The sequence below is a fragment of the Streptomyces afghaniensis genome (genome assembly GCF_044327915.1).
GTDB lineage: Bacteria > Actinomycetota > Actinomycetes > Streptomycetales > Streptomycetaceae > Streptomyces > Streptomyces afghaniensis.
In genome coordinates, this window is record NZ_JBIRGJ010000001.1 from 463,892 (window position 1) to 479,125 (window position 15,234).

The 15,234-nt window shown below is 72.8% G+C and carries 8 protein-coding genes; 2 read left to right on the plus strand and 6 right to left on the minus strand.

The window, feature by feature from the left end:
• The 4 genes from ACH4G3_RS01940 to ACH4G3_RS01955 all read right to left on the minus strand — a co-directional run bounded on the left by ACH4G3_RS01940 (nucleotide 1) and on the right by ACH4G3_RS01955 (nucleotide 7,337).
• Nucleotides 1-1,374, minus strand: a complete 1,374-nt coding sequence (locus tag ACH4G3_RS01940) for an ABC transporter substrate-binding protein (RefSeq protein ID WP_397622606.1) — start codon at nucleotides 1,372-1,374, stop codon at nucleotides 1-3.
• A gap of 127 nt (nucleotides 1,375-1,501) precedes the next feature.
• The gene (locus tag ACH4G3_RS01945) at nucleotides 1,502-2,140 is read right to left on the minus strand and encodes a peptidyl-prolyl cis-trans isomerase (protein WP_397622607.1); all 639 of its coding nucleotides are present in this window, start codon (nucleotides 2,138-2,140) and stop codon (nucleotides 1,502-1,504) included.
• Entirely contained in the window at nucleotides 2,137-6,345 is a 4,209-nt protein-coding gene (locus ACH4G3_RS01950; RefSeq protein WP_397622608.1) for a glycoside hydrolase family 38 N-terminal domain-containing protein, read from the minus strand. The genes ACH4G3_RS01945 and ACH4G3_RS01950 overlap by 4 nt, the downstream gene beginning before the upstream one ends.
• A 107-nt stretch (nucleotides 6,346-6,452) precedes the next feature.
• Nucleotides 6,453-7,337, minus strand: coding sequence for a MurR/RpiR family transcriptional regulator (locus ACH4G3_RS01955; protein ID WP_397622609.1), 885 nt, complete (start codon nucleotides 7,335-7,337; stop codon nucleotides 6,453-6,455).
• 149 nt (nucleotides 7,338-7,486) lie between these two features.
• Between ACH4G3_RS01955 and ACH4G3_RS01960 the strand changes: the two genes are divergently transcribed.
• Nucleotides 7,487-8,251 (plus strand): sugar isomerase domain-containing protein, encoded by a 765-nt coding sequence (locus ACH4G3_RS01960; RefSeq protein ID WP_397622610.1) that lies wholly within the window; start codon nucleotides 7,487-7,489, stop codon nucleotides 8,249-8,251.
• 58 nt (nucleotides 8,252-8,309) lie between these two features.
• On the opposite strand, the gene ACH4G3_RS01965 is transcribed toward ACH4G3_RS01960, so the two are convergent.
• Entirely contained in the window at nucleotides 8,310-11,423 is a 3,114-nt protein-coding gene (locus tag ACH4G3_RS01965; protein WP_449657594.1) for a beta-N-acetylglucosaminidase domain-containing protein, read from the minus strand.
• A gap of 125 nt (nucleotides 11,424-11,548) precedes the next feature.
• A complete protein-coding gene (locus ACH4G3_RS01970; protein WP_397623356.1) occupies nucleotides 11,549-13,348 on the minus strand; it encodes an ATP-binding SpoIIE family protein phosphatase in 1,800 nt (599 codons plus the stop codon).
• Between the two features lie 873 nt (nucleotides 13,349-14,221).
• Here ACH4G3_RS01970 and ACH4G3_RS01975 point away from each other — a divergent pair.
• A complete protein-coding gene (locus ACH4G3_RS01975; protein WP_397623357.1) occupies nucleotides 14,222-15,232 on the plus strand; it encodes a LacI family DNA-binding transcriptional regulator in 1,011 nt (336 codons plus the stop codon).
• The last annotated feature ends 2 nt before the right edge of the window (nucleotides 15,233-15,234 follow it).

Here is a 15,234-nt window from a genome sequence, read left to right on the forward strand (position 1 = left end):
TCAACTGCCCTGTTCGATCAGCTGGTTGGCCTTGGACTGGGCCTCCTTCAGAGCGTCCTCGGCGCTCTTCTTGCCCTGCATGGCCAGCTGGATCTGGGCCGAGATGGCGTTCAGCTCGCCGGGGGTCAGCGCGATCTCGTCGGCCGTGGCGGTCTTGCGGTCACTGGCGACGATCTTGCGGGCCTCGGCGAACGGGTCGTCGCCCTTGACCGACTGGAAGAACGGGTCGTTCAGGGAGGCCGTGGTGGACGGGAAGATGACGACGTTCGGGTCCTTGGCCCACTCCAGCTGGTTCTCGGCGTTCGTCAGGAACTGCGCGAAGGCCAGCGCCGTCGAGGCGTTCTTGCTGGTGGACGCGACACCGATGTACTGGGGGGCGCCGACGGTGTGGCCGAGGGCGTCCAGCATGAAGGGGGCCACGCCCGTCTTCTTGTAGACGCTCGGGTTGTTCTGCTGGATGAACCGCAGGAAGTTGGGGTTGGTGGGGCCGTAGACCAGCTTGCCCTGGCCGTAGACGTTGGCCGGGTCCTGCGTGGAGGACAGGGAGTCCCTCGGCATGCCGCCGGCCTTGTAGAGCTTCGTCATGGCCTCGACCCACCGGGCCGTCTTCGGGTCGTCGGCGAAGGTGAACTTCTTGCCGTCCGGGGAGAGGATCTTGATGCCCATCTGCTGCCAGTCGGCGGGGATGCGCAGCTGCGGGTTGGCGAGGAAGGCGTAGTACTCGCCGCCGGAGGCCTTGGCTATCTTCTCCGCGTCGTCGAACAGGCCGAGCACGGTCGTCGGAGGTTTCGCCGGGTCCAGGCCCGCCTTCTTCATCAGGTCGGTGTTGAAGGTCTGCACGATGCCGCCCGAGTACCAGGGCAGCACGCTGTGCACCTTCTTGCCGTCCCCGTCGGCGTACATGCTCGACTTCCACAGCGCGGGCGCGAACGGCTTGCCCGCGTCCGGGGCCTTGTTGTCCAGGTTCAGCAGATAGCCGTTCTTCGTCAGCGCCACCGCCGTGTTGACGTTGATGTTCACCACGTCCGGCAGCGTGCAGCCCTGCGCGTCGGCGACCAGGCGCTGGGTGAAGGTGGCGTCGCCCGGGTCGTCGATCCAGTTGATCGTGGTGCCGGGGTTGGCTTTCTCGAAGGCGTCGATGACGCCGTTGAAGTACTTCCCGAAGTCCTTCTTCAGGTTGGTGGTCTGGAAAGTGATCTTTCCCTTGACGTCGCCGGAGAGCTTGCCGGAACCGACGTTGCCCTTGTCGACCTTGCAGCCGCCGGCCGTGGCGTCGCCGCCGTCGGAACCCCCGCCGGACAGACCGCAGCCGGCGGCCGTCAGCGTCAGGACGACCAGACAGGTCAGGGATCCGGTGAGTCTTCTTGCGCGCATTGCTGCCCTCCTGGGACCAGTCATGCTGGATCAAATCACCAAGTTGGACTTCGATTGATGAAAAGGTGGACCAGAATTCATCGGAGGTCAATGGTTTGCCGTGTTGCTGTTCGGTTGCGTACGGCGATCAGTGGCGGTGTTCGTGGTCCGGCTGCGAGGGGTCGCCGGGGTGTTCGTGGCCTTCGGCGTACACGACGTCGGCTCGGGCTGCGTCCAGCCAGTCGAAGAACGCGCGGCGGGCCGCGGCGTGGCGCAGCTGCTGTGCGATGCCGTCGCGGACGTGCTCGTACGGCTGGATGTCCGAGGGCTCGGCGTAGGGGTCCGCGCCTCTGCGCAGGGCGTCGGGGGTGAGGAAGCGGTCCAGGTTGCGGTCGTAGTAATCCCGTACGGCCGTGTCCGGGATCTTCTGTTCGCGTTCCAGGTCCGCCAGCAAGGCTCGGGCGGCGGGGGAGTGGGCCAGGGCCGCCGCGACGATGCTGCCGAGGTCTGCGACGTCTGTTTCGGGGATGGTGAGGAGTTGCATCGGCAGGACGTCGTCCGGTGGGGGGAGGTCCCGTTCCGCGCAGGCTTGGCGGGCGAGTTCGTCGGTGATGACCACCTGGGTCGCCCAGCGTCGTTGTTGGCGGTGTCGTCGTGCGTGTGCGGCGGCGTCGTGGCTGGTCGCGCAGTTCCCCGCGCCCCTGGGGAGACTGGTGCTCAGGAACGTTTCCACGTGCTGCTTGGGGATCGGTCTGCCTCGGACGCTTGCCGCGTACTCCTCCCTCATGGCGTCACCTCCAGCTCCACCGCCTTCGTGTAGGCCACGCAGCCGTGCCAGGCGAGCTTCGCCATCAGCCAGTACGAACCCGGTGGGATCGCGGCGCCGTCCACCTCGATCGCGCACTCCCGCTGCTCCCCACCGGGCACCGTGAAGCCCTGGCAGCCCGGTGTGACGCCGGGCCAGGTGCCCCAGGAGGACACGGCCCACAGGGTGCCGTTGACGGGGCCGCGTGTGGGGTTCCGCAGGGTCACGGGGACCCGGGCCCGTGCGCCCCGGCGTACGGACACGCGCTCGACTCCCAGGCCGGTCACCAGAGTCGGGCCCGTGTGACCGCCGGGCACGTCCAGGGCCACCACGTCCTCGTACGTCTGGCCGCCGTAGGACAGCCGGGCGGCGAGCCAGTGCCGGCCGGGGACGGGGTCCGGCGGGGGTGTCACCGTGATGTCCGTGAGGGTGAAGCCGCCGGGGCCGAGCGTGTACGGGAGTGTGGCGGGCTCGGCGCTCCAGCCGGGCGGCACCTCGAAGGCAACCGTGCCCGACACGGGCGCGTCGGTGAGCTCCGAGGAGACCCGGACGGTCGCGGTGACCGGGCCGTCGGCGGTGAGGGCGGTGGGGGAGAGGTACACGGCGACCGGCATGTTGCCGCGTGGGGCGGGGCCGGAGTTGTGCAGCCAGTAGCGGGTGGCGACGGGCTGGGCGGGCTCGTGGGCGGCGATGCCGGGTCCGGACACCCGGTGGGGTGGCTGGGCGGGCGTGGCGAGGAGGGTGGCGACCTCGAAGCCGGTCAGGTCGGCTCCGAGGCCGCCGGTCTCCTCCGGGACGAGGGGCGTCCCGGGCCTCTCCAGGACGTCGGCGCGGGCGCCCGCCGCCCATGCCACCGGCCCGGTGACTCGTGCCCGTACCGGCCGCCCGTCCACCTCGTGCACGCGGACGACGAGGCCCCGTCCCGGATCCACCGGTGCCTGGCTGCCCCGGGCCAGCGGGGAGCCGAGCGGCTTGAGCGCGTCGAGCAGCACCTCGCCGGCGGGTTCCAGACCGAGCAGGGTGGCCTCCCGGGGCAGGGCGCCGGCGGCCTGCCGCAGCCGTGCCGTCAGCGGGCGGTTGTACGCGTGCCCCGCCTGCGGCAACCGCAGTTCGCGCCAGTCGCCGGTGCCCGCGACGACGGCGTACTCGAAGGTGTGCGACCAGCGCTGGAGCTGGAACCCCGAGCCGTCGGGGGCGGTGCGGCGCGGTGGGTCCACCCAGATCCCGGACGGCCAGCCGGTGCAGGAGCGCATCAGGGACATGTAGAGGTCGCCGGATGAGGTGATCACGCAGCCGGGCGTGCCGCGGTTGAGGATCGCGAAGCTGCGGCCGTCCCAGGCGTCGCCGGGCGGCAGGGCCTCGCCGCCGCCGGCGGCCGTGGCCGTCACCGTGAAGTCGTCCAGATCGGCGACGAGCGCGTCGACCGCCTTGGCGTCGTCCTCGGGGCGGGCGCCGGCCACCACCAGCAGCGGCAGGCGTTCCAGGTCACGCAGATCGGCCCCGGGGACCCACTCCTCGCGCAGACAGGCGCGCGGCGCGACCCAGACGGCGGCCACGCCCCGTTCGGACAGTTGACGCTTCAGCTCCCGGCCGGCCGCCGGGTCCCAGCCGAGCGCCTCGGCGACCACGGCGTTGCGGTCGGGGCCCCCGACGGCGATCCGGACGTCCGGGAGGTTGGAGTCGACCTCCAGGTCGCCGTAGCGCGGGCCGCCCGCGATCGTCGAGGTCGCCGTGACCCCGGCGCGGACCAGCGCCGCCGCGAGCGGGGTGCCCAGGTCGCCCGCGATGTCCCAGTCGGCGTAGACGAGTTCGGCGACGCCGATGGAGCGGTGTCCGAGGAGGACGCCGGATTCGTCGTGGACGGCGACGCGGGCGGTGGAGCCGAGGCCGAACCAGGTGTTGGCCGGGTTGTCCAGCGTCCACGGGAACCGTTCGCTGTCCACCTCCACGAAGCCGAACCCGCGCCCGATCACCGCGTCCGCCACCTCGTGCACCGGCAGCCCGCCGCGTACGTCCGAGGGCCAGCGCACCCGGATCAGCCGGTCGGCGCCGTCGTACCCGTCGACGGTGGTGGTGACGTCGAGCCGGTCGACGCCCTGCCACAGGGTGAGCCGCTGGGTGTAGCGGAAGAGGCCGAGGTCGGCGGTGACGGTGAGACGGGAGCCGGCGGGGGAGTGCTCGACGCGTACCTCGGCGGTCACGTCCCGGCTGCGGGCCGCGGTCGTGCCGGTCGGGGTGAGGTGCCAGGGGCCCTCGCCGAAGCGCGGATGCCTCGGGTACTCCTCCTGGACGACGATCTCGTTGCCGATGTCTCCGGGGCGCAGCAGCTCCCGGCCGCCTTCGGCCAGGGCGCGCAGACCGCTGACGCCCCCGCCGCGCGCCGGGTCGACCGTCAGCTCGTAGAACTCGTTGCGGATGGTGAGGCCTTCGCCCGGCGCCCAGCCGGGGGCGGAGCCCTCGGTGAGCGGGAGCGCCGTGAGGCCCATGCCGGGCACCTCCGGGACGACGACATGGAGCCGGCCGTCCTCCCGGACCGCGGGGAGCCCCCGGGGTACGAGACCCGGGTCGTCGACGGTCAGCACGTCACGGCGCTCCCAGGTCGCGGAGTTGAACACGACCAGGTCGGGGCCGTCGCCCGCGGTGACCTGGTCGGCCAGGGCCTGGGTCGCGTCGGCGTGCACGCTCCGGGCGAGGTCGTGCAGCTCCCGCCAGCCGGTCATCAGGTCGATGTAGACCTGGTCCGACTCCGAGCCGGTGATGGCGTCGTGGTGGGCGCCGTAGACGAGTTGCCGCCAGGCCTTGTCCAGGGCCGCGTCCGGATACGGACGGCCGGTGACGAGGGAGGCGAGCGTCGCCCAGGCCTCGGCGTCGGCGAGGAGGGTCTCGCCGTACCGCTGGGCCTGCTTGGTGTCGATGTAGGAGACGTCCTTGCCGGTGTAGACGGGGTTCATGTCGCGGGTCTGCGGGGAGGCCTTGCGACCCTCCGTCTCCAGCTCCGCGCGCACGGCGGCGAAGAAGTCCCGGGGGATCGCGCTGACGAAGCGGGGCCAGACGTACCGGGCGTTCCAGTCCCGGTGGATGTCCATGACCCAGCGGCACGGCGGGGCGTAGTCCCCGCCCACCGGGAGCAGCACGTTGCGGGTGAGGGCGACCTGCTTGAGCCGCTGGAAGAGCTTGTACGCGGCGGCCTCCGCCTCGGGCAGGGCGGGCGCGTTGTCGATGGCCCAGCCGGCTCCGTAGTGGTTGACCATGTACGCGGTCAGCAGCCCGCGTCCCGACGGGGCGATCCAGTCGAACTCGGCCGGGAACTGCATCCGGCCCGGGTCCCTCGGCTCCTCGCCGAACACCGACAGCGTCGGCCCCCACTGGTGGAACGGCCCGCGCGCCCACGAACTGGACCCGATCCCCGCGTCCGCCATCAGCCCCGGGAACTGCGGATCGTGCCCGAAGGCGTCCAGTTGCCAGGCGGTCTGAGGGGACGCCCCGATGATGCCGCGCTGGAAGCCGTCGCCGTACAGGGCGTTGCGGATCGTCGCCTCGGCGCCGGTGAGATTGGTGTTGGGCTCGTTGTAGGTGCCGCCCATGATCTCGACGCGGCCGGTGCGGATCAGCTGCCGCAGGAAGGCGCGCTCCTCCGGGAAGGCGTCCCAGTAGGGCTTGAGGTAGTCGACCTCGGCGAGCACGAAGGTGTACGCCGGGTCGCGGCGGGCCAGGTCGCAGTGGGCCCGGACCAGGCTCATGCCGGACTGGCCGCGCGAGTCGAAGGTGCGGGCGGGCAGGCCCGTGGCGGCGGGGTCGTCGGCGACGTCCCAGGTCTCGGTGTAGGCACCCTGGGTGTTCCACCAGACGGGGTCGTAGTGGAAGTGGCTGACCATGAACATGGTCCAGCCGGGCTCGGCCGCCGTGAACTCGCCGGTGCGGGTGGCGACTTCGTCGCCGTCGGCCGCGGTGACCGTGATCTCGCGGCGGTCGCCGGGTACCAGGTCCTCGCCGGTGACGGGGACCTCGGCGCGTACGGTGCCGTCCTCGCCGGCGGTGGCCTCCGTGGCGCCGGTGAGGCCCGGGCCCTCGACGGTGAGCCGCACGGTCCGGCCCGGAGTGTGGCTCAGTTCGACGGCCACCACCTGGCGCGGCTGCTCGGTGGTCCCGGTGAAGAGCTCGGTCGACTCGACAGAGGTGACGCGCATGGGGCTCCTACGAGTGCTCTGGGGGAGCCCCATCCTGCACGGCAGGAGTGATTCAAACAACCACCTTCACGTCAACTTGGTGGTTCATCCATGCACCCTCGGCTGGATCACCTGGCCCGCCGGGACTTCACGGCGTGCTGCGGGGTGATGTGGTCGGTCAGCGCCAGCGAGGCGCTCGCCCGCTGGTAGGTGAGCTGGGCGACCCGGACGTACAGGCAGTCGACCAGCATCAGGACGGAGTGCCGGCTGCTGATGCTCTCGGCCCGGAAGCTGGTCTCCGAGGAGGACGAGATGAGCCGGATGTCGGCGGACCTGGACAGCGGCGAGCGCGGGTCGGTGGTCAGGGCGATCGTGGTGGCACCCCGCTCCTTGGCCATCTCGAACGGTTCGAGGGTCTCGCGGGTCGCCCCGGAGTGGGAGATGCCGATGGCCACGTCCGCGGGGGTGAGCAGGGCCGCGGAGGTGGCGGCCGCGTGCACCTCGGTCCAGCCGCGGACCGAGCAGCCGATGCGGAACAGCCGGGTCTCCGTCTCCTGGGTCACCGCGCCGCTGCCGCCGACGCCGTAGACGTCGATGCGCCGGGCGCGGGCCAGCGCCTGGGCCGCGCGCTCCAGCGCGTCGAGGTCGATCCGGTCGATGGTCTGCTGGATGGCCCGCAGGTCGGCTGTGCCGACGACCTGGACGACCCGTTCGAGGCTGTCGTCCGGGGAGATGTCCGGACCGATCTCTGCGGTCCCCCAGTCGGAGGCCTCGCCCCGGCCGCGCTCCTGGGCCAGTTCGATCAGCAGGTGCTGGTAGGAGTCCAGCCCGATGGCCCGGCAGAAACGGGTCACCGTCGCCTGGGAGGTGCCGGTGCGGCGGCCCAGCTCGGCGGCCGAGCAGTGGGTGACGGCGGCCGGATCCTCCAGGATCAGCTCGCCGACCTTCCGCAGGGACCCCGCCAGCCGGGGCAGCTCGGTGCGGATCAGTGTGGTGACGTCCGTGGGAGGCATGGGGAGAAGGTACCAGCCACCCTTCCAGGGGCAGGCTGAATACCAGGACCCGATCGACGACCGATTGATGACCGTGGAGGCGTGTGATTTATTGATTCACCGATTGAGAAGTGTAGGGTGAATCAATCCATCAGTGGGGAGTGTGACGCGTGTCCGTCGAGTCTGTGAGCGCCCAGGGGTTCGCGCGGGAGAGCCTCGCCGTCCTCCAGCACGTCATCGAATCCGCCCGGGACGACGTGGCCGCCGCCGCGGACCTGGTCGCCGAGTGCGTCCGCGCGGAGGGTGTCGTCCAGGCCTTCGGGACGGGCCATTCGCAGGCCCTCGTCCTCGAACTCGCCGGGCGCGCGGGCGGACTGGTCCCCACCAACCGGCTGAGCATCGCCGACCTCGTCCTCTACGGCGGCGAGGACCCGGCCGTCCTGGACGACCCGCTCCTCGAACGCCGGGCCGGGGTTGCCGCCCGGCTCTACGAACTGGCCGCCCCCAATCCCCAGGACCTGTTCGTCGTCATCTCCAACTCCGGCGTCAACAACGTCATCGTGGAGATGGCCCTGCACGCCAAGGAACACGGCCACCGCGTGCTGGCCGTCACCTCCCTCGCCCACACCCGGGCCGTCCCCGCCGCCCATCCCAGCGGCCGGAAGCTGGCCGACATCGCCGACGTCGTCCTCGACAACGCCGCCCCGCGCGGCGACTCCCTGCTCGAACTCCCCGGCGGCGGCTCGGTCTGCGCCCTGTCCACGCTCACCGGCGTGATGCTGGTCCAGATGACGGTCGCCGAGGCGGCCGGCCGCCTCCTCGCCGCCGGCGAGCGCCCCCCTGTCTACGTGTCGGCCAACGTGCCCGGCGGCTTCGAGGGCAACCTGGAACTGGAGAAGAAGTACGCGGGCCGGATCCGCCGCACGGCGAGCTGAACCGAACCCGCCTGGACGGACGGCCGGGGTCCCCAACCGGGGCCCCGGCCGTTTCATGTCACTTCACCGGTACGGGCGTCAGCGCGACGGCCAGCGGATACGCCCCGGTCGTGAGCGGCGCCCCGACGGCACCGGACGCCGTGTCGACCGGGACCAGGGCGCCCGCGTCGGCGGTGGTGACATACGCCGTGCCGCCTTTCCAGTCGAGGGCGACGTCGAAGGCGGACCGGCCGACCGTCACCGCCTTGCCGGGGGCGCCGGTGACCGTGTCGACGGGCGTGACGCTGTCGCCGGTGCTGGGGCTGACCCACAGCGTCCGCCCGTCCGGCGACAGGGCGAGACCGTAGGCCTGGCCGGAGACCAGGAGCGTCGGCTCGGCCTCGTTCGTGGCCGTGTCGATCGGAGTGACCGTGGAGCCGCCGGAGTTGGACACGTACACCGTCTTCCCGTCCGGCGCGGCCACGATGTTGAAGGGACTCGGGCCCACGGGGACGGCGGCACCGGGCTTCCGGGTGGCCAGGTCGACCGGGGTGACCGTGTTGTCCTTGATGTTGGGCACGTAGAGCGTGCGGCCGTCGGGCGTGATCGCCATGTTCTCGGGCCCGTTGCCGACCCGCACGGGCGGGCCGGCGGTGAGGGCGGCCGTGTCGACGGGCTGGACCGTGCCGTCCCCGTAGTTGGCCACCCAGAGGGTGCGGCCGTCCGGGGTGAGCGCGAGCCCGGCGGGGACCCGGCCGACCGGGACCGTGGCGGTGACCTTCCCCTGCGCCACGTCGATCACGCTGACCGTGTTCGAGCCCTGATCGGCCGCGTAGGCGGTGCGCCCGTCCGCACTCGTCACGACCTCACCGGGGTTGGCGCCCACGGCGATGTCCGTCGTCTTCCTCGACGACAGGTCGACGGAACTCACCGACGCCCCGCTGAAGTTCGCCGTCAGCGCCCGAGGTGTGCCGGTGCCGTCGGTGACCTGGACGGGCAGCGCGCGGGAGAGGACGCCGTCGCCCGCCACCACGACCGAACGCACTCCGGCCCCCGCGCCCTCCCGGGCCGTGACGGTGACGGTCGCGGACGCGCTGCCCCCGGCCGGGAACGTCACGGTGCCCTCGGCGGGCGTGGCGGTGACACCGTCGGGGACGGTCAGCTTCCAGGAGACCGTCCGGGCGGCGGTGTCGGAGAAGGAGAGTGTCAGCTCGGCGGAGTCGCCCGGCTTCAGGCTGACGGACCCGGGCGCGAACGCCGCGTCCACGCCCGGGTCGGGCGCGTTCTCGGTCATCGCCGCGTAGAGGAACCGGTCCATCACGCCCGGGGAGACCTGCTCCGGTATCGCGTCGAGTTCCTTGCGCTGGGCCCGGAGCCGGTTCCAGTACGTGGTGACCGCGTCCGTGTCGCCCCGCTTGCCGGCCAGCAGCAGGTCGACGGCCGTCTGCCCCGCGGTGCCGTAGCGGCCGAGCTTGTCCAGCCAGGGCGCGGTCTCCTGGAGGAACCCGGCGTTGTCGAGACGGGCGTGGAGCGCGCCGGGCGTGGCGGCCATGGCGGCGAAGTACGACCGGAGCGCGGCGGCGGCGCGGTCGAGGCCGGAGTCCTCGTCGTAGGCCTTGCGGAACCGCGTGATGAGCGCGCTCAGCGTGGGGGACTCGGTCGCGTCGAGCTGGGACGAGTAGTTGTTCTCGGCGAAGATCCGCAGCCACTCGGCCGCGGCGGGTCCGGCCAGGTCGCGGACCGAGGCGAGGAACGCGGCCCGCGGGTCGTAGGTGTCCGGGTTCCACAGGTAGGCGGCGGAGGTGAACAGGGCGATCCGGCTCGCCTCGCCCTGGACCATCGGGTTGGCGGTCACCCCGGCCGCCGCCTTCGCCACTGCGGGCTCGCGGCCGGTGTAGGGGCCGAGCAGCAGCCGGCTGGTGACGTAGTCGTTCACCGGGTAGTTGTCCCAGACCAGGATCGGATGGCCGTAGACCTCACGGGCTTTCGCGACCTGGTCGGCGGTGATGGTGGGCGCGATCACCCCGACGCCGGTCCACTCCACGACGACGGACGCTTCCAGCTTCTCGCGCAGCGCCTTCTTGTAGGGGGAGTCGGCGAGGTCGGAGTACTCGGTGGGGACCATCTCCAGCGGTTCCAGACCGGAATGGGTCGCGGAGAAGTCCCGCCACACCCGGTTGAGCAGCCGGGCCTGCGCCGTCCCAGCGGCGCCGCCGCCCGTGCCGAACTCCCGCTCGTCGGCCGCGCAGTTCCACTTGGTGTAGCTGATGTCGTCCAGCGGGATCGCGAAGGAGCGCACGCCGATGGCGTACAGCGAGTCCAACTTGCGGGTGAGGGCGTCGGCGTCGGCGTCCGAGGAGTAGCAGACGGACAGTCCGGGGGAGAGGGCGTAGGTGAAGCGGACGTGGTCGGCGGCGGCCCGGTCGGCCAGTTCCTTCAGCCGCGCCAGTTCGGCGGCCGGGTACGCGTCGCGCCACCGGGCGCGCAGGTACGGGTCGTCCTTGGGGGAGTAGACGTAGACGTTCTGCTTGGTGCGGCCGTAGAAGTCGAGCTGGCGCAGCCGCTCCGCGTGTGACCAGGGGGTGCCGTAGAAGCCCTCGATCACCCCGCGCAGCCCGGCTGTGGGCCAGTCCCGGACGGTGACCTCGGGCACGGTCCGGGTGACCAGTTGGCGCAGGGTCTGGGCGGCGTAGAAGGTGCCGGCGCGGTCGGCGCCGGACAGGGCGAGGAGGGTCCGGCCGTCCGCGCGGCCGGAGGCGAGGACATAGCCGCCGGAGGGCAGCCCGGCGGGGGACGGGGCGCCCAGCCGCTTCAGGGCGGAGGCGGTCGTGCCGTTCTCGCCCGGGCCGCCGAGGAAGACGGTGAAGCCGGCCCGCTCGGGCGGCTTCTCGACCGTCACGATCCGCTCGGCCCCGGCCGAGCGCAGCACGGTCTCGACGACGCGCCGGGCCGACGGGTCGGTCCCGCGGCCGACGACCGCCACGACCCGGTCGGGGACCGTGAGCCGGCCGTGCCCCGCACGCAGGCTCTTCGGCTGCGGCCAGACCTGCGGCAGGGCGGTCTTCGCGGGTCGGTCCGGTGCGGCGGCGGCACCTGGTGCCGGGGGCAGGGCGAGGCCGGCGGCCAGCAGCAGCGCGACGGCGGGCAGGCGCCCGAGTCGCCGGGGACGTCTCACACGAGGGGCTGGGAACACGGGTGCTCCTTCCGGATGCCGCGGGCAGCGGCCCGGGCCAGAGAGGAAGAGGTGAATGGAGCCACCGAGTGATGCTAGAGATGCTGAATAGAGCAATCAATGGGCGGGTGTGACCCAGGAGACCTTCAGGGCCGGGCGAACTCGAACCACACGATCTTGCCGGTGCTGAGCCGGGCCGCGCCCCACCGCATGGCCAGCCGGCTGACCAGGTACAGCCCGCGCCCGTTCTCGTCCGTGGGCCGGGCGCGCCTCAGCCGTGGCAGTTCGGGTGCGTCGTCGCCGATCTCGCAGCGCAGCACATCGGTGCGCAACAGACGGAGGGTGACGGGCCGGGAGGTGTGGCGCACGGCGTTGGTGACGAGTTCACTGACGAGCAGTTCGACGGAGTCGCCGAGCTCCTCCAGGTTCCAGCGGGACAGGGTGCGGCGGGCCAGCCGGCGGGCCTGGCCGGGGGCGGCGTCCTCCGGTTCCAGGGACCAGTACGCCACGTCGCCGGGCACGATGCCGTCGAAGCGGGCGGCGAGCAGCGCGATGTCGTCGTCCCGGTCGCCGGGACCGACCATGTCGAGCACGTCGTCGCACAGGGTTTCCAGTGCGGGGGGCCGGTCGGGTCCGGCGAGCCGGCCGGTGGTCCCCGCCTTCTCGCGCAGCTGCTCTATGCCCGTCCACACGTCGCGCAGCCGGGACTCGACCAGGCCGTCGGTGTAGAGCAGCAGCGTCGCGCCCCCCGGGGCGTCGAGCTCGACCGCCTCGAAGTCGACGCCGCCGACGCCGATCGGGGCGCCGGGCGGCATGCGCAGCACCTCGGCACGGCCGCCCGGGTGCAGCAGGACGGGCGGCGGGTGACCGGCGTTGGCGATGGTGATGCGGTGCGAGACCGGGTCGTACACGGCGTACAGGCAGGTCGCCATGTGCTCGGCGCCCAGGCGCTGGGCCTGTTCGTCGAGGTGGTGCAGGACCTCCTGCGGCGGCAGTCCGAGGCCGGCGAGGGTCTGGGCGGTGGTGCGCAGCTGGCCCATGATGGCGGCCGAGGTCATGGAGTGGCCCATGACGTCGCCGACGACCAGGGCGACCCGGCCGCCCGGCAGGGGGATGGCGTCGTACCAGTCGCCGCCGACCCGGGCCGATTCGGCGGCGGGCAGGTAACGGGCGGCGAGCCGGATGCCGGGCGGGCTGGGCAGGGTCTCGGGCAGCATCGTGCGCTGGAGTTCGTCGGCTATGTGGGCCTCGCGGCCGTAGAGCACGGCCTTGTCGATGCCGAGGGCGCTGTGGGTGGCGAGCTGCGCGGCGACGAGGAGGTCGTTGACCTCGAACGGCCTGCTCTCGGGGCGGCGCAGGAACAGGACCGTGCCGATGACGCGGCGCCGGCCGCGCAGCGGGGCGAGGATCGCGCGCTGTCCGTCCGGGAGGGCGAACGCGCCGTCGTCGCCGGTCAGTTCGGACAGCGCGCCGCGGCCGGCGGGGGAGTCGGTGAACACCGGGCGCACGCCCCGCAGCACCTCGGCGAGATCGCTGCCCGGCCGGACCTCGCACAGTCCGGGGGCGGGCATTCCCGGCTCGGAGGACGGGGAGGCGTCCGTGCCGTCCTCCGCCGACGCGCGGTCGGCCCGGTGCAGCCGCAGGACGAACGGGCCGGTGGGGCGCTCGTCGCCGACCGGCAGCGGCTCGCGCAGGCAGACGAGGATCCCGTCCGAGAAGCTGGGCAGGACGGCCCGGCACAGGCCCGCCACGATCTCGTCCAGATCCATGGCACGGCTGATCCGCCGCGTCGCGGCGCCCACGAAGCGCAGCCGGTCGGCGTCCTGCCGCAGCGGTCCGGCGGCAGCGGCTCGCGAGACCGGGGGCGGCGAGTGCGGTGCCGGCTGCGGGACCGGCGGCGTCCCGCTCACGCCGAGCGCGGCATGAGCCGACAACTCGCCGAGCACCTGCCGGTCCTCCGCGAGGAAGACGTCCCGGTCGGGGCGCCGCAGGAACAGGGCGGCACCCACCGTGCCGTCGGGGCCGGCCAAGGGGACGAGGAGAACCCGGTCCCCCTGCGGCACACGGGAGTTCGGCCCCAGCAGCTCGCGCAGGGCCGGGTCCAGATCGCCGGAGTCCCCGCCCAGCGCCTCGCCGGCGTCCAGGACCTTCGCCAGGACACCGGACGGCGCCAGCGGGACGATGACCGGCGCCGCCCCGCCCAGCACACCGCCCAGCCCGTCCTGGGACCCGGGATGCCACTGCGCGCCGGTGTCGTACGGCGGACCGCCCGCCGGGGACGGGGCCGGGCCGGAGGGCTGGGCGGGGATGGGCGAACTGCAGAACCCCGATCCGCTCAGGCGCAGTTGCGCGTCGGAGGCCGTCGGGTCCGCGGAGCCCGGCGCGGCGTCGAGATACACGACGAGGGCGTCGGCGACGGACGGCACTGTCGCCCCGCAGAGCTCCTCCAGTACCTGCGCCGGATGTTCGGCGCGCGCGACGCGACGGACCGCGTGGGTGAGAAAGCGCTTGGGGTCGGGCCGCATCGCCCACATCCTCCGTGAGGCCCCGGGTTCTGTCCAGCCGCCCACGGCAGCCGTTGCGGAAGCTGCACACCCCGGGCCGGCACGCCGGGAAACCGGCTCCGTCCGGACCATTGACGCGGCGGTGGGTCGCCCTGACACTGGCGTGACTACGTAGTCACACCCGGCCCGTTCATCCTCGGTGCCGTCTCTGACTACGTAGTCCACGCCCTTTTGTCACTCCCGGGAGCGCGTATGACCACGAGCGGAGCCGAAGGCCACCCGGCCGCCGGCGGGCGCCGGCGGCGTGGCCCCGGGATGACCGAGGTCGCGCGGGCCGCCGGGGTGTCGCAGAAGACCGTGTCGCGGGTCGTCAACGGCGAACCGCACGTCAGCCCTCAGGTACGCGACCGCGTCCTGCGGGCCATCCGCGACCTGGACTACCGTCCCAACACCGCCGCCCGGGCCCTGCTCCTCGGCCGCTACCGCCGGATCGGCGTGGTCTCGCTGGGCAGTTCGCTCTACGGCCCCTCGACCCTGCTCATCGCCCTGGAGCGGGCGATGCAGCGCGCCGGGTACTCCGTCGCCCTGGCCAGCACCCTGGAAGGGCAGAAAGTCTCGGCGGCCGTGGACGCGTTGCTGGAACAGGGCGTGGACGGGATCGTGCTGTCCGAGCCCATCGACGACGGCACGCCGCTCAGACCGAGCGCCGAACTGCCGGTGGTCAGCCTCGGCGAGGGCGTCGAGCTGACGCCGGGCACGAGCGCCCTGGTCGGCGCCGACGGTGTCGCGGCGGCCCGGCTCGCCACCGAGCACCTGCTCTCCCTGGGGCACCGCACCGTCTGGCACCTGCCCGGCCCGCAGGACTGGTGGGCCGCCCGCGACCGCCTGCGCGGCTGGCGCGAGGCCCTCGCCGCCGCCGGCGCACCCGAACCACCCCTGCCGTCACCGGGCGACTGGACCCCGGCCTCCGGGTACGCCGCCGGACGGCAGCTCGCCGGACTCTCCGACGTCACGGCCGTGTTCGCCGCCAACGACGACATGGCCATCGGCGCCCTGCGTGCGTTCGCCGACGCGGGCCGCGCCGTCCCCGGCGACGTGAGCGTCGTCGGCTACGACGACATCCCCGCCGCCGCCTACCTCTCCCCGCCGCTGACCACCGTCCGGCAGGACTTCGCCGCCGTCGCCGACCGCGCCGTCGACGTACTGATCGCCCTGATCGAGGGCCGCCCCGCCCTGGCCGCACAACCCGGCCAGGCAGTCGAGCTGACCGTACGGGCCTCCACCGGGCCGGTACGCGACCAGGACTCCGCGCACGCCCGCCCGTAGCC